The sequence below is a fragment of the Bacillus sp. FSL K6-0994 genome (genome assembly GCF_038630815.1).
GTDB lineage: Bacteria > Bacillota > Bacilli > Bacillales > Bacillaceae > Bacillus > Bacillus safensis.
The window spans coordinates 214,673-239,789 of record NZ_CP152043.1 but is presented as its reverse complement, the minus strand read 5'-3'; the positions used below and the strand labels follow the sequence as shown (position 1 = coordinate 239,789).

30 protein-coding genes and 1 riboswitch are annotated in these 25,117 nt (G+C 40.8%); of the genes, 9 read left to right on the top strand and 21 right to left on the bottom strand.

All coding sequences use genetic code 11. The annotated features are described in order from the left end of the window. Positions 1–14 precede the first annotated feature (14 nt). From arr to MHB69_RS01365, 5 genes are all read right to left on the bottom strand, one after another. Positions 15–431, bottom strand: a complete 417-nt coding sequence (gene arr / locus MHB69_RS01385; RefSeq protein ID WP_034283133.1) for an NAD(+)--rifampin ADP-ribosyltransferase — start codon at positions 429–431, stop codon at positions 15–17. Between the two features lie 111 nt (positions 432–542). Beyond that, the gene (locus tag MHB69_RS01380) at positions 543–755 is read right to left on the bottom strand and encodes a hypothetical protein (RefSeq protein WP_326133447.1); all 213 of its coding nucleotides are present in this window, start codon (positions 753–755) and stop codon (positions 543–545) included. A 155-nt stretch (positions 756–910) separates the two neighbouring features. Continuing rightward, positions 911–2,332 (bottom strand): glycoside hydrolase family 1 protein, encoded by a 1,422-nt coding sequence (locus MHB69_RS01375; RefSeq protein WP_044333462.1) that lies wholly within the window; start codon positions 2,330–2,332, stop codon positions 911–913. 19 nt (positions 2,333–2,351) lie between these two features. Then, positions 2,352–4,208 carry a beta-glucoside-specific PTS transporter subunit IIABC gene (locus tag MHB69_RS01370; RefSeq protein WP_326133445.1) on the bottom strand — a complete coding sequence of 619 codons (1,857 nt, stop codon included), beginning with the start codon at positions 4,206–4,208 and terminating at the stop codon, positions 2,352–2,354. A gap of 235 nt (positions 4,209–4,443) precedes the next feature. Continuing rightward, positions 4,444–5,280, bottom strand: coding sequence for a PRD domain-containing protein (locus MHB69_RS01365; protein ID WP_024424409.1), 837 nt, complete (start codon positions 5,278–5,280; stop codon positions 4,444–4,446). Between the two features lie 185 nt (positions 5,281–5,465). On the opposite strand from MHB69_RS01365, the gene MHB69_RS01360 reads away from it, so the two are divergent. After that, positions 5,466–5,666 carry a hypothetical protein gene (locus tag MHB69_RS01360; protein WP_034283125.1) on the top strand — a complete coding sequence of 67 codons (201 nt, stop codon included), beginning with the start codon at positions 5,466–5,468 and terminating at the stop codon, positions 5,664–5,666. Between the two features lie 34 nt (positions 5,667–5,700). Here MHB69_RS01360 and MHB69_RS01355 read toward each other — a convergent pair whose 3' ends face one another. Beyond that, a complete protein-coding gene (locus tag MHB69_RS01355) occupies positions 5,701–7,320 on the bottom strand; it encodes an APC family permease (protein WP_034283122.1) in 1,620 nt (539 codons plus the stop codon). Positions 7,321–7,663: 343 nt separating this feature from the next. Continuing rightward, a complete protein-coding gene (locus MHB69_RS01350; protein ID WP_039176148.1) occupies positions 7,664–8,632 on the bottom strand; it encodes a rhodanese-related sulfurtransferase in 969 nt (322 codons plus the stop codon). Between the two features lie 197 nt (positions 8,633–8,829). Between MHB69_RS01350 and MHB69_RS01345 the strand changes: the two genes are divergently transcribed. Continuing rightward, on the top strand, positions 8,830–9,912 hold the full coding sequence (locus tag MHB69_RS01345; RefSeq protein WP_034283117.1) for an iron-containing alcohol dehydrogenase family protein: 1,083 nt from the start codon (positions 8,830–8,832) through the stop codon (positions 9,910–9,912). A gap of 51 nt (positions 9,913–9,963) precedes the next feature. Here the strand turns inward: MHB69_RS01345 and MHB69_RS01340 are convergent, their stop codons facing one another. From MHB69_RS01340 to MHB69_RS01320, 5 genes are all read right to left on the bottom strand, one after another. Further along, the gene (locus tag MHB69_RS01340) at positions 9,964–10,791 is read right to left on the bottom strand and encodes an aldo/keto reductase (protein WP_034283114.1); all 828 of its coding nucleotides are present in this window, start codon (positions 10,789–10,791) and stop codon (positions 9,964–9,966) included. 81 nt (positions 10,792–10,872) lie between these two features. Continuing rightward, the gene (locus MHB69_RS01335; protein ID WP_034283111.1) at positions 10,873–11,289 is read right to left on the bottom strand and encodes a DUF5301 domain-containing protein; all 417 of its coding nucleotides are present in this window, start codon (positions 11,287–11,289) and stop codon (positions 10,873–10,875) included. A gap of 29 nt (positions 11,290–11,318) precedes the next feature. Beyond that, complete coding sequence (locus MHB69_RS01330; RefSeq protein ID WP_081123919.1) at positions 11,319–11,780, bottom strand: DUF523 domain-containing protein; 462 nt, start codon at positions 11,778–11,780, stop codon at positions 11,319–11,321. Next, positions 11,777–12,007, bottom strand: coding sequence for a hypothetical protein (locus MHB69_RS01325; protein WP_305933833.1), 231 nt, complete (start codon positions 12,005–12,007; stop codon positions 11,777–11,779). The genes MHB69_RS01330 and MHB69_RS01325 overlap by 4 nt, the downstream gene beginning before the upstream one ends. 105 nt (positions 12,008–12,112) lie before the next feature. Further along, complete coding sequence (locus MHB69_RS01320) at positions 12,113–12,571, bottom strand: MarR family transcriptional regulator (protein WP_034283105.1); 459 nt, start codon at positions 12,569–12,571, stop codon at positions 12,113–12,115. Positions 12,572–12,772: 201 nt separating this feature from the next. Between MHB69_RS01320 and MHB69_RS01315 the strand changes: the two genes are divergently transcribed. Next, on the top strand, positions 12,773–13,540 hold the full coding sequence (locus MHB69_RS01315) for a GNAT family N-acetyltransferase (protein WP_305933834.1): 768 nt from the start codon (positions 12,773–12,775) through the stop codon (positions 13,538–13,540). Positions 13,541–13,599: 59 nt separating this feature from the next. Here MHB69_RS01315 and MHB69_RS01310 read toward each other — a convergent pair whose 3' ends face one another. After that, positions 13,600–14,772, bottom strand: a complete 1,173-nt coding sequence (locus tag MHB69_RS01310; protein WP_041115248.1) for an MFS transporter — start codon at positions 14,770–14,772, stop codon at positions 13,600–13,602. A gap of 77 nt (positions 14,773–14,849) precedes the next feature. Continuing rightward, positions 14,850–14,949, bottom strand: a riboswitch (purine riboswitch). 387 nt (positions 14,950–15,336) lie between these two features. Between MHB69_RS01310 and proS the strand changes: the two genes are divergently transcribed. Together proS and MHB69_RS01300 are read left to right on the top strand one after the other, a co-directional pair. Beyond that, complete coding sequence (proS, locus tag MHB69_RS01305; protein WP_342495925.1) at positions 15,337–16,770, top strand: proline--tRNA ligase; 1,434 nt, start codon at positions 15,337–15,339, stop codon at positions 16,768–16,770. A gap of 144 nt (positions 16,771–16,914) precedes the next feature. After that, entirely contained in the window at positions 16,915–17,091 is a 177-nt protein-coding gene (locus tag MHB69_RS01300) for a hypothetical protein (protein ID WP_165585036.1), read from the top strand. Positions 17,092–17,126: 35 nt separating this feature from the next. On the opposite strand, the gene MHB69_RS01295 is transcribed toward MHB69_RS01300, so the two are convergent. The 8 genes from MHB69_RS01295 to MHB69_RS01260 form a co-directional block, all read right to left on the bottom strand. Further along, on the bottom strand, positions 17,127–17,903 hold the full coding sequence (locus MHB69_RS01295) for a sulfite exporter TauE/SafE family protein (RefSeq protein WP_342495924.1): 777 nt from the start codon (positions 17,901–17,903) through the stop codon (positions 17,127–17,129). Positions 17,904–17,961: 58 nt separating this feature from the next. Continuing rightward, entirely contained in the window at positions 17,962–18,192 is a 231-nt protein-coding gene (locus MHB69_RS01290; RefSeq protein WP_041115252.1) for a sulfurtransferase TusA family protein, read from the bottom strand. A 33-nt stretch (positions 18,193–18,225) separates the two neighbouring features. After that, a complete protein-coding gene (locus tag MHB69_RS01285) occupies positions 18,226–19,353 on the bottom strand; it encodes an MBL fold metallo-hydrolase (protein WP_342495923.1) in 1,128 nt (375 codons plus the stop codon). Positions 19,354–19,367: 14 nt separating this feature from the next. Continuing rightward, positions 19,368–19,925 carry a sulfurtransferase TusA family protein gene (locus MHB69_RS01280; RefSeq protein ID WP_342495922.1) on the bottom strand — a complete coding sequence of 186 codons (558 nt, stop codon included), beginning with the start codon at positions 19,923–19,925 and terminating at the stop codon, positions 19,368–19,370. A gap of 47 nt (positions 19,926–19,972) precedes the next feature. Next, a complete protein-coding gene (locus MHB69_RS01275; protein WP_342495921.1) occupies positions 19,973–20,326 on the bottom strand; it encodes a rhodanese-like domain-containing protein in 354 nt (117 codons plus the stop codon). A 12-nt stretch (positions 20,327–20,338) separates the two neighbouring features. After that, positions 20,339–20,821, bottom strand: a complete 483-nt coding sequence (locus MHB69_RS01270; protein ID WP_041088802.1) for a DsrE/DsrF/DrsH-like family protein — start codon at positions 20,819–20,821, stop codon at positions 20,339–20,341. Between the two features lie 123 nt (positions 20,822–20,944). Continuing rightward, positions 20,945–21,205 carry a metal-sensitive transcriptional regulator gene (locus MHB69_RS01265; RefSeq protein WP_003217059.1) on the bottom strand — a complete coding sequence of 87 codons (261 nt, stop codon included), beginning with the start codon at positions 21,203–21,205 and terminating at the stop codon, positions 20,945–20,947. 202 nt (positions 21,206–21,407) lie between these two features. Next, on the bottom strand, positions 21,408–22,241 hold the full coding sequence (locus MHB69_RS01260) for a hypothetical protein (RefSeq protein ID WP_342495920.1): 834 nt from the start codon (positions 22,239–22,241) through the stop codon (positions 21,408–21,410). Positions 22,242–22,387: 146 nt separating this feature from the next. On the opposite strand from MHB69_RS01260, the gene MHB69_RS01255 reads away from it, so the two are divergent. The 4 genes from MHB69_RS01255 to MHB69_RS01240 all read left to right on the top strand — a co-directional run bounded on the left by MHB69_RS01255 (position 22,388) and on the right by MHB69_RS01240 (position 25,111). Continuing rightward, on the top strand, positions 22,388–22,963 hold the full coding sequence (locus tag MHB69_RS01255) for a hypothetical protein (protein ID WP_342495919.1): 576 nt from the start codon (positions 22,388–22,390) through the stop codon (positions 22,961–22,963). An 11-nt stretch (positions 22,964–22,974) separates the two neighbouring features. Further along, entirely contained in the window at positions 22,975–23,412 is a 438-nt protein-coding gene (locus tag MHB69_RS01250) for a hypothetical protein (protein ID WP_151021530.1), read from the top strand. Between the two features lie 93 nt (positions 23,413–23,505). Further along, entirely contained in the window at positions 23,506–24,312 is an 807-nt protein-coding gene (locus tag MHB69_RS01245; protein WP_342495918.1) for a hypothetical protein, read from the top strand. Continuing rightward, on the top strand, positions 24,299–25,111 hold the full coding sequence (locus MHB69_RS01240; RefSeq protein WP_342495917.1) for a hypothetical protein: 813 nt from the start codon (positions 24,299–24,301) through the stop codon (positions 25,109–25,111). The genes MHB69_RS01245 and MHB69_RS01240 overlap by 14 nt, the downstream gene beginning before the upstream one ends. Positions 25,112–25,117: the final 6 nt, after the last annotated feature.

The window sequence follows — 25,117 nt, the reverse complement described above, 5'->3', positions numbered from 1 at the left end:
TGAGATAAACGTCATCAATCGTAGATGACATTTTTTCCTTCTTCACTTAATTTTTTTAAGGAGCTCAGCATATGATTGATTTCTTCATCGGAATGTCTTTCCCATGAACCTAATTCTGCGACTATTTTCAACGGAGATTTCGATCGATAAGAACGTGTTGGGTTGCCGGGAAATCTTTTGTCAGTCACATTTGGATCATTTTCAAAATCGCCTAACGGTTCTACAATATAAATTCTTTCTTTCGCATCAGACCTAGCTAATTCAGCACCCCATTTGGCCGCGTTTAGTGTTCCGGTGAAATAGATATGGTTCGATTTTTTATCCTGATAATTGGATAAATAAAGCGGTTCAAGCAGATCTCCAATCTTCAATTCCGCTTTTGTCCCATGAAAAAACGGCCCGGGATCTAACACCTTTTGCTTGTCATTCATACAGCCACACCCCTTATCGTTTTTGACTTGCGTATAACAGTATACGGCTAGAGATGGGCGAGAAACAGTCTATAAATTTAATTAAATTCGGGGTATAATGATAGTAGAGAGTTAGATGTGAACAGACATAAGTACTGTAAATAAAAACGGAAATTTCGCATTCACACCAACAATGACGAAAACAAGAATACCTTCCACAGCTGACAGTATCACAATCAATCTATGGTTCATTGGATATTCCTTCGCAATTAATTTCTGTCCTATATAATTCAAACCATAAAAAATCAAAAACAATGTGAAGAACATAAAAAAAATCGTCATCATATAAACAACCCCTTTCTGATAATGGATTTTTATCCAATTTTTACAATATATCATCAGACTATCATGTTAGAACAACTCGAACAATATGATCTTGCCAATAAAGTGAACAGAAAAAAAGCCAACCACCCGCATAAGGTGATTGGCTTTTTCATCATTTACTTCCCGATGTTGTCTCCATTTTGCTGAATCAAGGTTTCATACCAATAAGAGCTCTTTTTGCGAATTCTTTTGAGGTCTTTTAGGTCAAATTCGTCGCGATTGACATAGATGAACCCGTAGCGCTTGGAGCATCCTTGGTGTGTGCTGATTAAGTCGATGGCTGACCACGGGCAGTATCCGAATACCTCGACGCCGTCTGTGATCGCCCATTTGATTTGCTCGATATGTTTTTCTAAATAATCAATTCGATAATCATCCTGAATTGATCCATCTTCTTCTAACTTGTCGAAAGCACCCAATCCGTTTTCCGTGATAATAAGCGGCAGCTGATAGCGGTCATAAATCTCGCGCATCGTTGAACGGAAGCCGACAGGGTCAATCTCCCAGCCAAACGCATTTTTGCTTAAGAATGGGTTGTTGCCGCCTTTGTAGACGCCATCTTCACCGGATTTCAAATGCTGATCTCCGCCGCGTGCAAATTCGTCGTTGCCATCTCCTTTACTCGCTTCAACCGTTTGAGAAGTGTAGTAGTTAAAGGCAATGAAGTCTGGCTTCGCGCTTTTCAATATATCCATATCTCCCTCTTCGATGACAGGAAGAATGTCTTTTTCTTTCATGTACGCCCAAGCAAGGTTGTTATAACGGCCGAACACCGCCATATCAAGATAAAGCCAGTTTCGGATCGCATTGTAATTCGCCGCAGCAAGCACATCTTCAGGCTTTGGAGAAGCCGGATAAATGAGCGCGATGTTTGGCGCTGGTCCAATTTTCGCTTCAGGCAGCATTTGATGACAAAGCGTCATGGCTTTTGCCTGTGCAACGAGCATATGATGATTCTGCTGATACAGTTCTTTTTTCGGATTTTCTAAATTTGGATCAAGTGTACCGAGCGCTGATCCATGTAAGATCATCATGTTTTGTTCATTAATGGTCAGCCAATAGTTTACCTTCTGACCATACTCCTTGAATAGCACCTCTGCATAGCGTTCAAACGCATCCACTGTCCCGCGGTTAGACCACCCGCCCTTTACTTGAAGCGCATGAGGCAGATCAAAATGATACATTGTCACGATTGGTTCAATGTCATAGCGGCGCAATTCATCGATGAGAGAATGATAGAATTCAATCCCCTTTTGATTGATCTCCCCATCTCCATCTGGAATGATCCGTGTCCACGCAATGGAAAAGCGATAAGCCTTCAAGCCCATTTCCGCAAACATCTTCACATCCTCTTTATAACGGTGATAGTGATCGCTTGCGACTTTAAAATCCGTTGTCCCTTCAGGATAACTTGCTCTCATGTCAATGACAGAAGGCCCCTTGCCATCCTCGTTCCACGCACCTTCTACCTGATAGGCGGAAGTAGATCCGCCCCAGAAAAAGTCTTTTGGAAATGATGCTAGTGTTGAATATCTCATGATTTCTTCCTCCTCTTGATTAAACTAGATGTAAAAATGATTGCCCTGGTGTGATTTGTTTCTCTTCTGTTTCAATGATATCGCTAAACTCACCTGAATTGGTAATAATCACTGGTGTTGTGACGGACAAGCCGGCTGCTTGGATGGCTTCTATGTCAAACTCAGCAAGCAGTTCGCCTTCTGTGATGGTTTGCCCCTGAACAACCTTCGGGGTAAAATGCTTTCCACCTAATTGTACGGTATCCAGTCCAATGTGAATGAGTACTTCTGCTCCGCTTTCAGAGGTTAGACCATACGCATGGCCTGTTGGGAAAACCGTTGTCACAACTCCTGATACTGGTGCAAACAGCTTGCCTTCTGATGGAATGATGGCTGCGCCCTTTCCTAGTGCACCAGATGAGAATGCCTTATCCTGCACTTCCTCCAGCTTGATGACCTCGCCCTTTAAAGGACTTTTCACATGAGCGGCTTTGACCCCATGTTCGTTTTCAATTACCGGTGCAGAAGCGGCCGGCGTTTCATCTTCATCTACTGGATCTTTAAATCCAATCAAATAAGTTAAGATGATAGAAAGGACAAACGAGACCGAAATTCCGATGATGAACCCTGTAAATCCTTGACCGTAGAAAATCGGCAGTGTCAGTAAACTTGGAAGGCCTGACGCAATTGCAATACTTTGTGAATAACCGATAATCGCACCGCCGACCCCAGCAGAGATAACGGCTGCAATAAATGGTTTTTTCAAACGAAGCGTGACCCCGTATACAGCTGGCTCTGTGATCCCAAACACAGCAGAAACTGCTGTCGATCCAGCCAGTGATTTCAGTTTTTTATTCTTTGTTTTCAGCATAACACCGATTGAAGCACCGGCTTGTGAGAATACAGCTGGCGCAGTGGCCGGCTTGATATGATCTTTCCCATGGACTGCGATATTATTTAAAATCACTGGCACAAGTCCCCAGTGGATACCGAAGATGACAAGAATCTGCCAAGCCATCGCAATTAAAGCACCTGCAAGTGTAGGACTAAAGGAGAATACTTTCAGCAAAACAGCTGCAATGCCATTTCCTGCATACACACCAAATGGTCCAAATATGATGAGTGTCAGCGGAACAACCGTGACAAGCAAAATCAGTGGAGTAATAAAGTTTTTGACACTTTCATGAATGACTTTGTTAAAGAAACGTTCGATATATCCCATGACAAACACTGCCAAAATGATTGGGATGACCGTAGATGTATAAGACATTAAGACGACTGGAATCCCGAAGAATGTCACATCTCCGCCGCCTTTTGACAATTCTTGAATGGTTGGGTAAATCAGTGCACCTGCTATCGTCACAGCGACAAACGGATTCGCTTTAAACTTCCTAGCAGAAGTGAATGCGAGCAATAATGGCAGGAAGTAGAACAAGCTGTCAGATGCAGCAAATAAAATTTGATACGACGTATCTTCAGGAGATAACCATTTTGCGTTGATACAGATGCCTAAGAGACCTTTTAAAATACCTGCACCCGCCATGACACCGAGAAGTGGTGTGAAAATCCCCGATACAATGTCGACGAATTTCCCGAAAAGGCTTGTGCTCTCTTCACCTGATTTTGCAGATGAAGCAGAGGAATCCTCTAATAGATTCGTAAACTCTCCAATTTCTCGATATACCTCTGGTACGGTATTGCCAATGACCACTTGAAATTGGCCGCCGCTTTCCATAACGGTAACGACGCCATTTAATTTTTCAATGGCCGCTTTATCTGCTTTTGATCTGTCATTTAAGGTGAAACGAAGCCTTGTGGCGCAATGCACCAATGAATGGACGTTTTTCTCTGTACCAATGTGTTTAATAATGTCTTCTGCTAATTGACGATAACTCATGCAAAAACCCCCTTTTTTTCAAAAAAATACGTTTTTGGGCAAAATAAAAACCTAAACGGGCACCAAAAATAGTCGCAGCTTGCTGTTGCGCTTTTTCAGTGAACGTTTAGGTTTTGCCTGCCGAACAGTCACAATCCTCTAAGACGATCATTGTGAAACCGTATTCTTTTATGTTTATGAGCAAATAGTACCACTCACCTTTTCTCATGTCAACGCTTTCTTTTAAAATCTATCTTTATTTTTCTCGTTTGATCAGTCGATTCAAATGAATTGATAGATACAGCATCTCCTCTGATGTAAGATCCCGGTGATAGGTTTGATAGACATATTCTGCGATTTTCTTTGCGCAATCGTAAGCTTTCGGATATTTCACTTTGATGAGCTGATATAAGTCCTGATCTTCGCTGACAAGGAGTGTTTCATTGATCAGACGCTGGACGAAAAAGCGCAAATGCGTGAGAAAACGGTAAAAGTTAAGCGAGTCCTCATCAAATTCCATGTTGAGGTGATATTTCACAATGGTGAGAATGGCATTAACTTCCTTTGTGATATTGACCGTCGTATTCATATCCTCATTGAGCTCTGCGTTAATGATATGCATGGCAATAAAACCCGCTTCATCCTCAGGCAGTTCAATATGAAGACGCTCTTCAATCATCTCAAGACAGTCCTTTGCCACAAGAAATTCATCTTTGTATAAGCGTTTAATCTCCCAAATAAGCGAATTCTCAATCAGATGATTTTTCTTCAGCCGTTCGATGGCGTAATGAATATGGTCTGCCAGCGATACATGCAGACTTTCGTTTAATCTTCGGTTCAGCTTTGTATGTGCATATTGGATCATTTCCTCGGTCACCTTGACCACATCATACGGAACCTCTTGAAGCAGCATTTTCATCCGCTCGTGAACGGAATGATCCTCCAGGCGGAAGACTTTATCAATCAACGATTCGTCCACCGGGTCCCCGGGACGTCGCTGGAAAGCGATGCCTCTCCCCATGACAACGATTTCTTTTCCATGTTCATCTATGACACTAATGACATTATTGTTTAGAACCTTTTGAATCTGCATTTCCAAACACCTCCGTCTATGACCAACAACTTTACTCAAAATATGCTCTCATCTTAACACAATTGTCAAATCACTTGGTGCTTTTATCTGACTTTTGCAATAGATTTCACCATGATTCTACCCTTTCATAGCTGGTCTGTTCCTTCAATTGCCTGCATACAATACTCCTGAGGAGGTGACCTTCTGTGAAATCTTTTTTCTGGTCTGCATCATTTTTATTCTTGCTCATGTTTACCCTCATCATTCTAGGCATCGTATTCTGGCTGAGTGGACAAGGCTTAGGCCAGCTTTGGAGATATGTGCTCATTTCACTTGTCACAGCGGCCGTTTTGCGCGGCGTCACCACTTGGCTGAAACGGCATGTGATGCACCTTTCCTCCAAATAAAAACGGCTGCCCGAGTGTTCAGGCAGCCGTTTCTTTATTCTTTGGTTGCTGCAGCTTCCTTCTGAGAAGCACGCAGCTCATCATTGATTTTTTTCGCATCCTCTAAAAACTCTGTTTCATATCCACTTTTGAGTGCCCACATATAAAATAGCAGAGCTACCACCGTAATCAGTGCCATGTCCCAGCCATAATGAATGATGTTATAACCGCCGAATTTATCACTGCCAAGACAGGAAATCGTCATCATCACAAGCAGGTACACAACCATCCAAGCACCCGCCTTAAAGTTGCGGCCGAAGCCTTTCCACTTCGCTTTTGCTTGATAGTAAAAATAGATAGGAAGACCAATGAGAATAATGAACAGCACCTGACCTGTTAACGGCCATCTTGCCCAATACAGCGTCAATGAGGCAAAGACAAAACCGAGAGGAGCAATGATGCTGAGTCCTTTTATTCGGAGCGGTCGATATAAATCTGTCCCTGTCTTTCTCAGCGTCATGACGGTCACTGGTCCAGTCAGATAAGAAATGAGTGTTGCGACAGAGATAATTTCAGCAAGTACACCCCAGCCTCTAAATAAAAACAGAAAGATAAACGATACGGCTAAGTTAAAAAACATTGCTGGACGAGGCACGCCGTAAATAGGGTGCAGACGGCCAAGCACACTTGGCATGTATTTGTTTTTTTCCATTCCATAAATCATACGAGACGTCGTTGCGGTATACGTAATTCCCGTACCAGAAGGCGACACAAACGCATCCGCATATAAAATCAGAACAAGCCAGTTAATACCAAGCGCAATGGCAAGGTCCGCAAATGGCGAGTTGAAATTCAAATGACCCCATCCGTTCACGATCATAGATGGATCAACAGCACCGATAAAGGCGACTTGTAAAAGGACATAAATCACAGTCGCAATGAAAATCGATCCGACAATGGCAATTGGAATCGACCGGCCTGGATTTTTTGCCTCACCGGCCATATTAATCGGGCTTTGGAAGCCATTGAAGGCAAACACAATCCCAGATGTCGCAACAGCTGTCAGCACACTCGCCCAGCCGTTAGGAGCAATACTTGTTCCAGAAGTAAAATTCTCACTATGAAAACCTACGAATAAGAGCGCACCAATTGTTAATCCTGGAATGACAATTTTAAACACGGTAATGAATGTATTTGCTTTTGAAAATAACCCAACTGTCCAATAATTAAGCAGAAAGTAAATCACAAGCAGCACACTGGCAACCATAAGACCTTCTGTCGTCAATACCCCTTTTGTAACCAAATGAGATGTCCACTTTGCCCACTCCCAAGGCCATGAGCTCATGTACTGGACGGAAGCAACCGCCTCCACTGGTATCACGGAGACAATGGCGATCCAGTTCGCCCAAGCTGCAATAAACCCAATAAAAGATCCGTGTGAATATTGCGTATATTTCACCATTCCGCCTGCCTCTGGAAACATCGATCCGAGTTCACTATAAGACAAAGCGATAAATAAAATCACAACCATCCCAATCAACCAGGATAAAATAGCAGCAGGACCGGCGATTTGAGCCGCACGCCAAGCACCGAAGAGCCATCCTGAACCAATGATTGAGCCAAGACCTACCATCATTAAAGCGAAAGTTCCCATCCTACGATGCAAATGATTCATGTTCATAACACCTTTCGATTAAAATACAGAGCATGTGTCAAGCAAGCGTCTTTCTTTCAAAGCAGCTCACTTTTCATTTTACTGGCAAATATTTCTTCTAATGAACCTTTACTCTTGTTCATTTTTTCGCCTGTTATATTATCTCTCAATTCTTCATTTTCTGAAATAGTCGAACATGCTTATTTCAAAAGAAAGCGCTTTTTCACCTGTTCAATCTATTAGACTGAATAACTACCTTTACCCTTATTTTGAAAAAAACAAAACAAAAAAGATAGAGGAAATGACTTCCTCTCCCTTCTAACCCACGCCATGTAAAGAAAAAAAGGATAAAGGGGGGTTCCCTCTATCCTTGTGAAATCGCTTGTTCTTTTTCAATAACAGCTAGTCTTTCTTGAACTTCTTCTTCAGATAAATTGTGCTGTTTCACATACAAGTTCCGTTCACTTGTGCGGCATTCATGACTGCAGCTGCGCATATACTTATGCTCACTCTCTTCAGTGGCAATCATCTTACGGTTACATGCAGGGTTCGCACAGTTCACATAACGCTCGCAAGGCTCACCAGTGAAGAAATCTTTTCCGACAACCACATGCTCTGTTTGATTCACTGGTACTGTTAAGCGATTATCAAACACATAGCATTGACCGTCCCATAGCTTCCCTTGTACTTCTGGGTCTTTTCCGTAAGTGACAATTCCGCCGTCAAGCTGAGAGACATCTTCAAAGCCTTCACGCTTTAACCAGCCTGAAAACTTCTCACAGCGTACGCCGCCTGTGCAATAAGTCAGGATTTTTTTGCCTTCAAGAATCTCTTTATTGTCACGAATCCACTCAGGTAATTCACGGAATGTCTCAATATCAGGACGAACTGCCCCTCTGAAGTGACCAACATCAAACTCGTAATCATTACGCGCATCAATCACAACAGTATCAGGTGATTGCATTTGCTCGTAAAATTCAACCGGGCTAAGATGTTTCCCCGTTAATTCCAACGGATTCACATCATCCTCAAGGCTGAGGTTCACTAGTTCATTCCGATGACGGACGTGCATTTTTTTAAACGCATGACCATCTGCTTCGTCAATTTTGATCGGCATAGACGCAAAGCGCGGATCTTCTTTTAACGCTTGCATGTACTTGTCCGTTTGCTCAATAGTTCCAGAAACCGTTCCGTTCAAGCCTTCTGCTGATACGAGGATACGGCCTAACAAACCAAGCTCCTTACAGAATGCTAAATGCTCTGCTGTAAACGTCTCTGGGTCCTCAATGGGGACATATTGATAGTAAAGTAAAACGCGATATTGTTTTTCCATCTATATAAACACCTCTTAAATTTAATCAAAACATACCATTCTTTATCATACAGGAAATACATACCTAAAGGCAATGTCGGCGGCTCAATTCCATAAAACGGAAGGGCCTTTCTTCTCATAGATTTGACTATTTGACAGAAATTTCTGTAAAATGAGATGATTTATGAACAATATGATGTGTAAAGGAGCAATGATCCATGATCCAGCCAGAAGATATTGTCAGAAGCGGCCCTAACCAATTTATTTCTCAAAAGGGAATCTATCATGAACTTGAATCCCTTGTTTCTCCTTTTCAGTCACCTGCTGTAGTGACAGGATATGATTCATACCAAGCTTTTTCACAATACACAAAGCTGCCGTCCGAGTGGCCTTTCATTCAGCACAAAGGATACAGTTCGCCTAATGCGGTCACACAGATCGCAGAAGAGCTTAACGGGTCAGATGTGATCATCGGCATCGGGGGCGGAACGATTTTAGATACCGCAAAATCAGTTGCAGACGTTCTTCAAATCGAAGTCATCATGGTGCCAACGATTCCCGGCACATGTGCTGCGTCTACACCTCTCAGCGTCATTTATGATGACAAAGGAAATTTCATGAGAGTTGATTATCATAAACGATCCAGCTATCTCACCTTAATTGATCATACTTTTTTGCTTTCCTCTCCTCTTTCCTACTTTCAAAGCGGAATTGGTGATACGCTGGCAAAATGGTATGAAGCAGAAGCGATTATTCGTAACACAAAAGGCGCCTTGCCGCTCATGGTACATGCAGCACTAAAGCAGGCGGTATATGTTCGAGACATTCTTCTTTCTCATAGTGAAGAAGCTGTCAACAGCTTAAAAACAGGTCAGCTTTCACAAGCATTCGCAGATGTGACAGATACGATTATTACGTTAGCAGGAACAGTCGGCGGCTATGGGGGACGCTATGGAAGAATGGCAGGAGCCCATGCCGTTCATAATGGATTGACATTTATTGAAGAAACGCATCATGTGTTACATGGACAAAAAGTAGCTTATGGCATCCTCGTCCAGCTTGCCGCAGAAAACCGAATGTCCGAGGTTGAGGAATTACTTGAACTCTACCAAACTCTCGGATTACCTAGAAATATGCGCGATCTTGGTATGACAACTCAACTGGAAGAAGCGGCACTTACGGTAGCAAACCATGCGGCACGTAAAGATGAAACCTTTTGTTTGATTGGAGACTATTCTAAAGAACAGATTGTTGACGCCATTCAAATCATTGAGACCTATCACCCCCAAAAATCTGTCTAAAGATGAGGGAAATAAAAAAGCACAGGCATCGCACCTGTGCTTTTCTTTCGATTAAAAATCAAAGTTATCTGGATCTGGACCTGTGCGCTCATCTTCATTGAGCTGATCAATGACACCCATCTCACGTGCGGACAGCTCGAAATCGAAGACTTGTGTGTTTTCGATGATTCGGCTCTTCGTCACAGATTTTGGAATGGTGATAATGCCATGCTGCAAGTCCCAGCGAAGAATCACTTGCGCTACTGACTTATCATGTTTTTTCGCGATATCCTGGAGAACAGGATGGTTTAGAAGCTTCCCGCTGCCTAATGGCGACCACGCCTCTACATGAATTCCTTTCGATTTGCAGTAGTCTCGTAAAGGCTCCTGCGTCAGCTTCGGATGCAGCTCGATTTGATTCACCATTGGCACAACTTCTGCCTCTTCCAATAAATCCTCTAAATGATGCTGATGGAAATTACACACTCCGATCGCTCGAACGCGTCCATCCTTATATAGTTTCTCTAGCGCTTTCCATGTTTCTTTATATTTGCCTTCAACTGGCCAATGAATTAAATAAAGATCTAATACATCTAATCCCAGCTTGTTCATACTTGTTTCAAAGGCTTCGAGTGTTGATTCATAGCCTTGATCATTATTCCAGACCTTTGTCGTAATGAATAGATCATCGCGCGAGATACCTGATTGCTGAATGGCTTTGCCTACCCCTTCTTCATTTTGATAGGCGGCTGCTGTATCAATGCTGCGGTAGCCCGCTTCAAGAGCGTCTTTGACGGCATTTACAGCCTCATCCCCATCTTTTACCTGCCATACACCAAAGCCTAGCTTCGGCATTTTTACTCCGTTTGCTAATGTGACTGTATCTGTTAATCCACTCATCAAACAAACCTCCGCTTCCTTTTTACTTACCAAGCACTATACCCGAATTTTCGATTGATCATGCATGACATTCTGGCTGAGCTATTTGATATATTTTCCTATATCAACTTGATTGGTGTCAACGATTTGATATTCGCTGGTTTGATCTTTTGTTTTAGAAAAATCATATGTTTCTAAAAATGTTTGATCGTAAAAAGTCAGACCATATGTTTCCTTCTCATTCTCATACACTCTGATCCAATAAGACTCTTTTGAAGTTTTTTTAGTTTCATTCGTTTTCTTTAATTTCATACCCGAAAATTCCTTGAGTAACTTTTGAATATCCGCTTTCTTTTCCACCATAACACGCTCATTATCATGCTCAATTTGAATCGAAGTCACCTTGTTTTGATCAATTGAGGCCACATTATCAAAAGAGTATGTTTTTGCATTGATTAGAAAATAAATACCAATTCCTAATAAAATAATGACGACTAAACCAATCATCCACTTTTTCAACCTAACTCCTCCTTCTATTCACACCACACTTATAAAAACAGTGAAGTCCAATCATCCTCCTCAGAAAATACCTGAATTCCGTGCTGTTTAAGCAAGGCGGATGTCACTCCATCTCCAGCTTTTGTCCCCCCGTTAAAATCTCCGCGATAAATCATCCGGCTGCCGCAGGAGGGGCTGTACTCTTTTAACACAACCGCCGTCGCTTTCAAAGACTGAACCTGTTCCAGCGCGGCCTTCGCACCTTTTACATACATCTCCGTGACATCATTTCCATGTACATCAATCACGGAGGCGAGGCCCTGTAATACATCATGTCCGTCTCCGCCAATGATTTCCGCGGGAGGTCTTGGCGTGGAAAGGCCGCCAAGCAGCTCAGGACAAACTGTGACTGCCTTTCCCTCCTCAACAAGCTCCTCAATTCGCTGATCTAATCGATGGCTGCCATTATAACGAACCTTCAATCCAGCAAGACAAGCACTGACGACAATCATGTATGTTCCTCACTTTTTTTGCTGACTTTAAAATAAATACATACAGGCAAGAAACATATCGTATTCACCAAAAAGGGCAGAGCACAATACAAAGCAGCAGCCCAAATCGGTTCTCCAGCTCCTGCAATACCAAAAAAATAAACAAATAATAGCACGCTGACAAACAATCCCACAAATGGCATGACGAATACGTATTTTTTATAATTTTCTATCATTTCTTTCTCCAATGAGCTCCCTCCCTTTCATCATGGCTTCAAACAACATCAATATATGTTAATTTTACCATAAAAAACCGAAATCATCTCCTTTTTACGATGGTTTCGGTTTTTTATCTATATCTTTTCTTTCCAAGCTTTTAAGAAGCGCTCAATTACTTGTAATTCATCTTCATGAAACTGCTGAAGAAATTCTAAATAGGACGTGACTGCTTTTTCATGCAGCTCGTCATGAAGCGCTGCCAATTGCTTGCCTTCCTCTGTCAAAGAATAATAGACTGATTTCTTATCACCCTGCCGGTGGCAATAGTCCACCATGCCTTTTTCAATTAGTTTTTTCACAGCCTTTGTAATAGCTGGCTTTGATAGTTTTAGTTGTTGAGATAGAAATGTATTGTTTGATTCGTTTGGATTGGCTTGAATCATCGATAAAATGTGAAGCTGTGTGAGTGTCCATTCTTGTTTGAGTGTATCAGTCGTGGTAATCAGTGGATCTGTTGGATCATTCCGTCTCTTTTCCCTATGCATAATCAGATCTTGAATCGCTTTTAATACAATCTGCTCTTTTGTTTCCATCTGAACCTCCACTCTTAACTGGTTAATAAAATGGTACTAATAATGAAGAAAGGAGTCAAAAGAAATGTGGTTGTTAGTAAAATAATAGGTCATCAGACCTTAAAATTGTATATGTACTTTTATACTAGATTCCCCTCATCCTGTCACATGCTATAATCATGGGGATGTCATTCAATTTATCATAATGAAAAGGTGAGCTAAATGAAACCTGAACAACTAATGGCCATTCGCCAATTAGAAGAAAAGATACATCTGTTTTCCTCTGCTGTAAACGGAACCTTCCTTGCATCGGACGATTTCGTTCTATCCAATACTCAAATATCGACTGACACGTTCAATTTGCTCTTACCGACATCAGCTCAAATCCAAGATCCAAAAAAAGTGAAAGCTGCCATTGAACACATGCGGTCACAGAAACTCATCTTCAGCACATGGGTCGATCACCGTTTACTCCATCCTGATTGGGCTGATTTATTAAAGGACTATCACCTTCAAGAGGTCGAACGCAATACCATCATGATGCTTGAGCATACAGGTGACATTGATCCAGTCACATCCTCATCACTTACAATCAAGGAAGTACTTGATGAGCAGACACTATTTGATTACAAACATATCTTTATTGAACTATTCAAAGGATCGACTGAGGCCGCCGCCTTAGAAGACTATTTCCAGTATTTTTCGATTAAAAAATTACACTCAAAAGCTCGCATGTTCGTGGGGTATGAACACCACAAGCCGGTCACAACAGGCTTATTATTCGAGACAAACGACAGCTACGGTATTTATGATGTCATGACGAGGGCAGAACACCGCGGAAAAGGACTTGGCAGTGACATGTTCCATTACCTTCTGACCAAGACAGAGAATAAACAAAAATGTGTCATCTTACAAGCATCAGCAGACGGCAAAAATATTTATCAACGTGCCGGCTTCCAAGCAATCGGTGAAATGGCCGTCTTTGAATAGAAAGGTACTTTTCTTGTGAATTTGAAATGAACATAAAAAAGCTGCCTAAAGATAGGCAGCTATTCAGCATGATGCTGACGATCCATATAAAGCGGCGGTCTCTTCAGCGAAATCACCGCACAGCTAAAGGCAATCAGTACAAACACAGCACCGAATTTAGCCAGATCAACAGAGGAACCGGTCATCGTAAACATGACTCCGCCAACCGCAGATCCAATCGAAATGCCGATTTGCAAGGCAGATGTATTTAAGCTCTGCTGAATATCAGACGTGACAGGATCTGTTTGAATCAAATAACTCTGCAAAGCAGGCGTCAGTGCCCAGCTGAGCGCTCCCCAAAGGACAACCATGACCATAAAGAGCGCGAACACCCCCGCTGTATAAGGAAGGATAAACATGACGATCGCAAACGCCATAGTCACAAGCAAAATGGCTTTTCCTGAACCCAGTTTGTCACTGAGCCAGCCGCCAAACCCATTCCCGCCTATAGACGCAAGTCCGAAGATCAAATAACAAATACTAATCCAAAACGGGGTCATATGCAGAACTTCCATCAGAAATGGAGTGAAATAAGAATAAAGCATATAATGGCCTGCAAGCATAAACAAACTGATCAAGTGTGCACTAAAAATTTTCGGATGCCCTAAAGAACGAATCTGCTCTCTAAGAGGCGTCACTTTTTCAACAGGCATTTTTTCCAATAGAAAATAGATCAGCACCATCGATATGGCAGAAAGAATACTGATTCCTAAAAACATCACTCTCCAGCCAAAGCTCTCTGTAATAAAAATACCGATCGGTACACCGAGAACAAGTGAGGAGCTAATACCAATAAAAATCAGCCCTAATGCTTTCGCACGATGCGCTGGTTCCACCAATTTGGCAGTGATCGTCAAAGACAACACCACCACAAGCGCTGTACTCATCGCAATCAACACCCTAGATATCATGACAAGGGCAAAGGTCGAACTAAAATAAGTGAACACATTTCCTATTGTAAACACCAATAACGCGATTAAGTAAAGGCGCTTTCGTTCGATTTTGGCTGTCGCAGTCAGCAGCACGGGTGCTGAAATGGCATACACAATCGCAAATACCGTAATGAGCTGTCCGGCTGTTGCAAGAGACACATTCAAATCCTCTGCAAGACTTGGCAGAATGCCACCAACCACAAGCTCAACTAATCCAACCGCAAAAGTAGAAACGGCTAATAAATATACTCTCCAGTTCATGTCTAACATCCCTTCTGTATATCATCGCTTTCACTTTTGATACAGGGTGCAGACAAACAAAAAAACCCTGATTACAAAAAAGGAAAGCGCGCTTTTGTAATCAGGATTTATCGGATCCTGGTAGAAACCCTCAAACCATATTATTGAGGTTATACAAGTCTATTTTTTTCTTCACATATATTAGCATAGCCTTACATAACTCGCAAGCTGTAAAAATAGAAAAATACTGCCATTCCGTTACCTAAACAAAAGGCGCTGTAAAAGGAATCAGAACAGCTTGCTTTCTCCCCCATTTACAGGTAAACTGATGAAAAATCAACGAACAAGGATCAACGTAGATCTGGAATAGTAGCTTGAATCGATCTTTAACAGAGAGGGAACGTTGCTGAGAAGTTCCTACTGACATCTTCAAGTGAACCTGCCGATTTAGTTCTGTTTCATACAGCGGTTCATACCGTTATCATGATTGAGTGTAAAGCTGTGCTTTAAATTAGGGTGGTACCACCAGGAATGGTCCCTAACTTAAAGTACAGCTTTTTTGTTTTAAAAAAGGAGGAACCTGCAATGTCAAAAAAACAATTTGTTGAGAAAATTACAAGCATGGAAGACGACTTTGCCCAGTGGTATACAGATGTTGTCACAAAGGCGCGGCTCGTCGATTATTCAAGCGTAAGAGGCAGTATGATCATTCAGCCGTACGGCTTTAAAATCTGGGAGAATATTCGCGACGAACTTGACCGCCAGATTAAAGAAACGGGTCATGAGAATGTCTATATGCCGCTCTTTATCCCAGAGAGCCTGCTGCAGCAGGAAAAAGATCATATCGAAGGCTTTGCTCCTGAAGTGGCGTGGGTCACACATGGCGGTGAATCCAAATTACAAGAAAGGCTCTGCGTCAGACCAACCTCTGAAGTGCTGTTCGCTGAGCATTACAAAAACATTATTCATTCCTACCGCGATTTACCAAAGCTATATAACCAATGGGCCAATGTCGTCCGCTGGGAAAAAACAACTCGTCCCTTCCTCAGAACCCTTGAATTCCTATGGCAGGAGGGACACACGTGCCATGAGACTGAGCAAGAAGCGATTGAAGAAACAGAAAGAATGCTTCACACTTACGCTTCTCTTTGCGAAGATCTCCTTGCCATTCCTGTCATTAAAGGGAGAAAAACAGAGAAGGAAAAATTCGCCGGCGCTCGCTTCACCTATACGGTTGAAAGCTTGATGCATGACGGAAAAGCGCTTCAAACTGCCACTTCTCATTTCTTCGGGAACGGATTTGCCAAAGCATTTGGCATCGAATTCTTAAACCGTGAAGGAAAACTAGAGCATGTCCAGCAAACCTCTTGGGGTTTCACAACAAGAATTATCGGCGCTATGATCATGGTGCATGGCGATGACAGAGGGCTCGTCCTCCCGCCAAATATTGCACCAACCCAAGTGCGTATCGTGCCAATCGCTTCTCATAAAGAAGGGGTGCTGGATCATGCCTACGAATTGAAGGATCGCCTCGCCCGCATCGCACGTGCTGACATCGATGCAAGCGATAAACAGCCAGGCTGGAAATTCAACGAATGTGAAATGCAGGGTATTCCGCTGCGTGTAGAAGTAGGACCAAAGGACATCGAAAAAGGACAAGTGATGCTCGCACGACGAGACACTGGTGAAAAGCAAGCTGTCACATTAGATGCACTTGAACAAACCATCACAGCAACGCTTGAAGACATCCAGCGGACCATGTACGAAAAGGCGAAGGAACGATTACATGAAAAAACATCACAAGCCCTCACAATCGAAGACATCGAGCAAATTCTTGCGGAAGAAAACCGATTGATTAAAGCCATGTGGTGTGGTGACGAAGCCTGTGAAAACGACATTAAAGAAAGAACAGGTGCGACCTCACGCTGTATTCCATTCGAACAGGAAACCATTTCTGACACATGTGTCTGCTGCGGAAAGCCTGCATCTGATATGGTGTTCTGGGCGAAAGCCTATTAAGAATATGAACGATAAAGAAGCATCTCTCATGATGCTTCTTTTTTTGTTAAAAAGACCCAAACACCCATTGACCTCACCTGCACGATCCCCTATAATTCTTATTAATATAATCGGTTTTTAAGACTTTAACTGGAGTGGTGATACATGAAACGCTGGCCCTCATTCTTTGCCGAACGCTGTCCTAAATGTAAATCAGCATTAGAAGTCTCAAAATCCAATGCCCTTCAAGGCAAAGTCGTGAAAACATGTCCCAACCTTCATTATCAAAAAGAGTACCACCCCGCACTAGAAACGTATATCGAGCACGATGACGTCAAATAAAAAAGACCAACACGTTTGCTCTGTTGGTCTTTCTTTTATAAAATATCCAGCCAAATTTTGACCGCTGTCGCTGTAATCATTACAGCAAGGGCCCATTGCAAATAGACGGCATTGATTTTCTGACCGACCTTCGCACCAATCGGAGCTGCCATCAAACTTGCCGCCATCAGCACAATCGCAGGAAGAAGCATGACCTGACCCGTCAATACCTTTCCAGTCGATGCGCCTATCGCAGAAAGAAACGTAATCGCAAGTGACGATGCAATCGTCATCCGTACAGGAATTTTTAAAATAGACAGCATCACAGGCACTAAAATAAATGCGCCGCCTGCACCTAATACCCCGGAAACACTGCCAATCACAAAGGCAATAGCTGATGCCAGCCCTTTATGAAAAGTAACTTCTCCCTCTGCGTCTGCACGCTGTCCTTTTTTCGGAATCAACATGAGAATAACCGCCACAATGGCGAGTAATCCATAGATAAGGTTCATCCCTTTCTCCGGCATAAAATGTGATACATAACTGCCTAATAAGCTGCCCGCCAATATACTGCTTCCCATATATAAAATCAGCGAGCGATGTAAAAATCCGCTTTTCCGATAAGCGAGTACACCACCCAGCGTCGAAAAAAGCACTTGAATGGCGCCAATCCCTGATACCTCGTGTGCTGATAGTGCCATCACACCAAAAAGAGGCGGGATATAAAGCAGCATGGGATAGTTGATCACCGATCCCCCAATCCCCACCATTCCTGATAAGAAGGAACCAATACATCCGATGATAAAAAGTGTAATCAATAACGCAAAATCCACGCTGGTCTCCTCCTTTGCAAAAGGAAAAGGGGATCTTCAGCAGATACCCCTACATCCTTTAGGACCCTTTTCTCACCCAGAACTTCAGCACGTGACCTTCTTCTGTCTGCGTGATCAATTCATGTCCGCTTGACTTCGCCCATGCGGCCAAGTCAGCTTTAGCCCCTTTATCTGTTGCATGTATTTCTAAAACTTGACCTTTCGCCAAGTCGTTCATTTTTTTCTTCGTTCGAATAATCGGCATTGGGCATGCGAGCCCTGTTACGTCTAAAATTTGATCTGATGTCATTTGATTGTTCCTCTTCTCTTATTTTATTGGACATTACCGAATCGCACAACGGTTTGGACCCATTTCCATTTCCCGCTGCTCTTCCACACCTGGGTTCAGCTTCCCCATATTGGCTTGACGAATCTCTTGAAAGGCATGCGGCTGTGCAGGCAGACCTTCCGTCACCATCTTTCTAAACACATGTTGATCTTCAATATGAAGCCCATGATTTTCTTTTAAAAGTGAGCCGAGCTCCTTCCAAACACTGCCGTCTTCATTCATTTCTTCTTTGGTCATGAAGTGCGCAGGCAGAACGATGTATTCCTTTGAAAACGCCATATACCGTTCATAAAGCGTCTCTCTCAAATCATCTACCCAGTCCTCCGCCATTCCAGCAAGATCAGGTCTTCCAATTGAATCAATAAACAAAATATCACCTGAAAGAAGATATTGATTGTCTACGATAAAAGATGTTGAGCCGATCGTATGTCCCGGGGAATAAATGGGTTGAATATCAATAGAAGCTGTTCCAATCGTTATCCGCTGTCCTTCTTCAAGACGTTCATATTCAAAGGTTACCTCTTCTGCATCTTTTGGCGGCAGCCAGTAGGCAGCACCAGTTTGTTCAGCCAGCTTTTTCCCACCAGAAATATGATCTGCATGAAGGTGAGTATCCATCACATGCGTCACAGAGACATCATGCTTTTTCGCAAAATCAATATAGACCTCCGTCATTCGAGCTGCATCCACAACCGCGGCTTCTCCATTGGACATGATCATATAGGACAGACACCCTTTGCCCATCCGTACAAATTGATACAGCTCTCCGCCGCCGCTTAAATCACCTATTTTCACTGGCTCTAGATGCTCACTCCATGCCTTCATGCCGCCCTGTAAATAACGAACAGGCACGCCAGCCTCTGACAGCATCTCCGCCACCAGGATAGAGGAACCTTCCTTGGCACAAACCACCAGCACTTCACGGTCACTAGGAATGTGCTGTAAAAGGCCCTCTACTCCGTCAAGCAGATCAAAATAAGGCACATTCATATCAACGATTGCTTCCCCTTCAATCTTCCAGTCCTGCACATCTGCTTGGTTTCGCACATCTAGCAAAAAGAGCGGCTCTTTGCCCACGATCTTTTTTGTTAACTGCTCTGCAGTCATGGCTTTTACCGTCATGTTTTATTCAGCTCCTATTTTTCAATGGCTCCTGTCCAGCTATTCATGCCTGGCACCACATTGAATAATTGTTGAAATCCTCTCTCTTTTAGCTTTTGCGCAGCTAATTCACTTCTTCTGCCTGAATGACAGATGAGATAAATGTCCGATTCTCTTGTTAACTCCTCTGCACGATCTTCCACCTCACCAAGCGGGATATGAACGGCTCCTGGGATATGCCCCGCTTCGTATTCATCCAGCTCCCTTACATCCAAAATAAACAGAGATTGATCTTCTTTTACCTTCTGTTGAAAGGCATTCAAAGATATTTCCGAAATCATGGGCTCCCCCTCTTCTTGCGCTCCGCCCTTACGAATCAAATGATGAAGCACCTGTCCTTCTACTCTTGTTCCTAAAAACTCATGACCGGCACTTTTTGACCAAGCCGCTAAATCCGCTGCTGATCCTTTATCGGTAGCTTGCACTTCAAGCACATCTCCTGGCAAAAGCTCATTCATTTGTTTTTTTGTTTTCACAATCGGCATCGGGCATGCCAATCCTTTTGCATCTAAAATGACTGTTGGTTGCTGCATGTGATGTCCTCCTTTATATAGGGGTGGGGGTATATTTTTATGCGTGCTTAATCCCAAGCATTCATACCACCCTTGATGTTTGTAATATGAGTAAATCCTTGCTTTTTCAATATTTTCGCTGCCTGCATACTTCTCATTCCACTTTGACATATGACATAGATCTCTTCATTTTTCTCAAGCTGAGAAACTCGTTCTTTTAACTGAGGTAAAGGAATGTTTCGAAATCCTTTTATATGGTTTGTTTGAAATTCTACTGGAGATCGTACGTCAATGAGCTGTTGATCTTTGCTTTTCAGCTTTTTTTTCATATCGGCTGCATCTATTTGGTTCACACCTCGTGCCGGCAGGAAACGGCTCATAAATAAGCCAATCACCAGGATGAACAAAATCGTTTGAATCATTTCATCACCTCACTAAATAAATAAATTCACATTCCCGATTTCAGCCTCTGCTAAATACGCCGCCACACCAGCATATTGAATGTCATCTAATAATTCTTTCTCCTGCAGCCCTAAAAGGTCCATCGTCATTGTACATGCTACGAGATTAATCTCCTGTTCCTTCGCCATATCAATAAGCTGCGGCAAGGTCATGGCATTATGCTTTTTGATGACGTGCTTAATCATCTTCGGGCCCATTCCAGCAAAATTCATCTTTGAAATGCCCATTCGATCAGCCCCGCGCGGCATCATCTTGCCAAACATTTTTTCTAAAAATCCTTTCTTCATCGGTACCATCTCATCCTTGCGCAAGGCATTCAGCCCCCAAAAGGTATGAAAAATCGTCACCTCATGATCATAGGCCGCTGCACCATTTGCAATAATGTAAGCCGCCATCGCTTTATCATAATCTCCACTAAATAGCACAATCGTCGTGCGTTTTTTCTGTTCTTCCATTCTGCTCCTCCTTCATTATTACCCATGGGGGTATATAAAAAACAAAAAATATATACACATACCGGTAAGGGTATATTATAACAAGTAAAAAAATCCGTCAACCTTCAAAGGCTGAGGAATTTCTTACCGGCTTTTCACCAATAGCTCAACCGCTTCTTTCACAAGACCCTCCGTATCCTTGCCTTGTTCAAGACTTTCACGAACACATTGCTCAAGATTTGTACTCACAATCACACCCATTGCCCGATCAATGGCATTGCGTGATGCAGACAGCTGCGTCACCACCTCGCGGCAATCCTTTCCCTGCTCCATCATCGCAAGAACCCCTTTAATCTGCCCCTCAATCCGGCGAAGACGGTTCTTCATCTGTTGATTATACTCCATTCACAGGTACTCCTTTCTATTCTTTCTATGAACAGATAGTATACCCTAAGAGGTATTTAGTCAATCAAGATGATCAATAAAAAAGAAAAACTGTTGAGATGAAATGTTACAACATCTTCTCTTTTTTAAACTTGTTTCCTTTCTTATAGCGGATAAATGTGTAGATTTCAAAACCTACAGGATAATATACACATTTACAAAATCATTCCGTTTCCATATTACTTATTAAATCATACTTAGATAGATATATTCCCCCAACTATCAAGATAATAGTACAAAGAATAGGTACTATAATTAGTGTAATACTAATAGAGACAACTGGAGATAAACCAAACATAGGGTGCCTAATCAGCATAAATTCATTTCCAAGCAGCAGTGGGTTGTCTGAGAAAATTGAAAGGAATAAAATACAGATACAAACTATGAAACTATAAATTGTTTTAACAATTAATGATAATAAGGCATAGATAAAGGTGAAAAGAAATGTCCCAGCTATATTTAAGAGAATTGAATAAACAATAATTTGACTATAAGAGAATTGGAATGAGGAATATCTTAAAATACTTTCACCGTAATCTGTCAAGTTATTTACTGTACCTCCACTCAATTTCCATACAACCCAGGTTAGGGAAAATATTAATATGTAAAAGAACAATATTGCAGTACAACAAAATAATAGTTTGCTTACCCACAATTTAAATATTGACTTTGTTCTAACTCTAATAAATGCACTATGGGCAAATAGATCTTCTTTTATAAAAGTATTGACCAATATTGCACCACTTAATTGAAATATAATCCATCCAAAGGGAAATTCAATTGTTTGTTGTTGAACAAGTTCAAAGGGAACTCCCGCAAAGGTTTTACCAATAACATCCCAAAACGCAACATTACTTTTGGATAAACTAATATGCAGAAAATAAAGGTAGTATAGAAAATTAAACAACCCTAGAATAAATATAATGATAAAAATCTTTGCAGTTCTACGAAACCCAAGAATCATATCTCTTTTAAAAAGTAATAATAAACTAATCATGTATAAAACCCTCTCTTATCAACTAACTAGAACATAGCATAACATAACGTTTAAGTTAAAAAAATGCAGAAAAAGGTGTATTTTTCTTTATTTTATTGTATAATCTTTATGTACCGGTACAAATTATGGTTTTAGTGGGGAAAATAGTGAAAAAGTTATTTACATTTTTTTCAATTTTAATAATGATATCTTTGATTAGTGCTTGTCAATCAAGTAATTTCAATAACACAATTAAAGACAAAGCTCCAGATCCTTCTGTAAGTATAAAAGATTTGGATAATAGCACAAAGAATGATTCTAAAATATTCTATTTTGATACTGAACAAAAGCAAAGTCTTTTTAAAGTTATATTTTGGGAAAATTTGAAAGAGGACCGTTATTATCAAGGTCAGATTAAGAATAATGATGTCACAATTGAGAATGTTTTCAAAGGAGAGGACCTCGAAGTTGGGCCACTTCCTAAAAATTATGAATTAGCGATGACCTTTAGTCAAAAAGAACCTCCCCCATCAAAAATCTTGGGAAAATTGAAAGATGATAGAGGAGTTACTCATCAATGGGAGCAACCTTATGCTAGCCCAGATGCTGATCACGAATATTTAATTAATTTACCAACATTCAAAGGTCAGAAAGCAAAAATAGCGTTGAGGATGATTTGGCTAAATAAAGATAATGATTGTATAGGTGTCGCAGATAAATATTTTGTTGTAAGTAAACAGTGAGGAGAAGACCGTTGAAAAATAAAATAATCATTACCCTAACTTTAATTCTAGGAGTAACCTTTTCTACTATAGGGATTGTGCATGTCTATGCAGGAGAACCAACTGGAAACTATAAAGATACTAATTATAATTTTAGATTTCTAAAAGGAAATCCCTATGATGAGACAACATCTAGAACAAAATATACTAAATCTTACTATTATATGTATAGTACAAAGAATAATACTTCATATGAAGCTTGGGCCAGATCTAAAGGAAAAGATGTTTCAGGTGGCCACTATTATACAATTAAAAAAAATTATTCTGGAAAAAAACTCCTATACAATTTGGCAGTTGAAAAAACATTCTTGGGATTAGGATATCCACCTGTTACGATAGGTGCTAAGAAGAATGCAGCTGGTCACGCTTATGGCAAATGGAGTCCCGATTACGATCCAAAAAGTCCTTGATTCTATTAGGCAAGAGAACTATGTGACACAGCGACTCAGAATTAACTGAGTCGCTTCTATATTTATTTTTAAATAAACGAAATGGAGAGATACATGTTTTATTTGCTTATATTACGATTAATAAAACGCCCATCTTTTTACATATCATTAGCCATTGGTGCAATTCTAGCAATTGCATATTTTTGGACAGAAGAAATGCCACTAAAAGAACATTTAGAACTTACTGGAGGAATTTCTTTTACCCCTTATACAAAATGGATGGGGATTGGTGGAATATCAGATTATCCAGCACTTTACATGTTCTTATTACCAATTTTAGCAACACTGCCATTTTCAGATCTGTACTCAAGAGATCGATCAACTGGTTTTATTCGCTTTTTAATTATTAGAGGAAAACAAAAACAATATTTCTTTAGTTTGTTTCTTATAAACTTTTTAGCAGGTATGATCACAGCTGTCTTTCCTTTATTATTAAATATTTATTTGTCTTTCATGAGACTTCCAAATATAAAACCTGATAGAGCGATTAACAATGAGATGCCTTTGGCCTCTGATAATACTTTCTTACCAGATCTATATTATACACATCCCTTTGTTCATATGCTCTTATATGTAATATTAATTGGTATTTTCTCTGGTATGTTCGCAAGTATAGCTTTGGGATTTGGAATGTTTATTAAAAAATCATTTGTTGTTCTAATTACACCTTTTGCAAGTTTATATGTCATAAACATGGTACTTTCAACACTAGGGCATCAGGAAATGATATCAACAAGCTTCTTGCAACAACAGGCTACAGATGGTGTGAGTCTAGCAAGTCTTGTTTTACACTTGTTTATCGGATTTATGCTAAGTTTTTCATTATACATTCTAGGGGTTAAAAAGAATGTTATTCGTTAAAGAACTACATATCGTTTTACTCGACATATACCGTTATAAAGTGCGATTATTCATCTGGTTTTTTTGTTATTTGCTGTGTATTTTATATTTAGTCAAAGAAAGTATACCGCAACATGGAATAATGGGAATACCACAATCTTTAAATTTATTTTTCTCTTCCTATACATTTATTTTTCCCGTATTACCCCTTTTTCTAATGTTTTTTTCATTTGGAATCGTACCTTTTTTTGACTCTTCTCGTTTTGTTCGTTATCAAAAAAGAGAAAAAGTATTTTTATCGTTATTATTACGTGTCTTTTGGATCTGTCTAATATTCACTCTCATATACCTAATCGGTGGTTTCCTTATGGGTGGCTTCCTGTCAGGAAGGTGGGACAACGTTTGGCTGTCTACAAAAGGAGCTCCGTACTTAATATATGGCGATCAACTACCTTTAGATGAATACTTTTCATCTAATATCATGTTAATTAGATATCTGATTACAAGTTTATTGGTATTCTATCTGATCGGACTATTTGTTGTGGTTTGCTATTTGTTAAGTAAAAATTATATATACAGCTTTATTATCATTTCATCTACTGTCATTCTTGATAAAATGCTTAATATTTATTTTGGTTTTTCTTTCATTAATGACTCTCTTTCATTAGAAATGACATCTTGGCTTATACCAGGTTTATTTTCTAGAATGATTTATTTATTTAGTGGTTTTGGATTACTTTTTACTTTTTTTGCATATAAAATTTTTATCAAACAAGATTTTTTAAATGAATACGGTATTGATCATGAAAAAGAATGTTAATCGAGG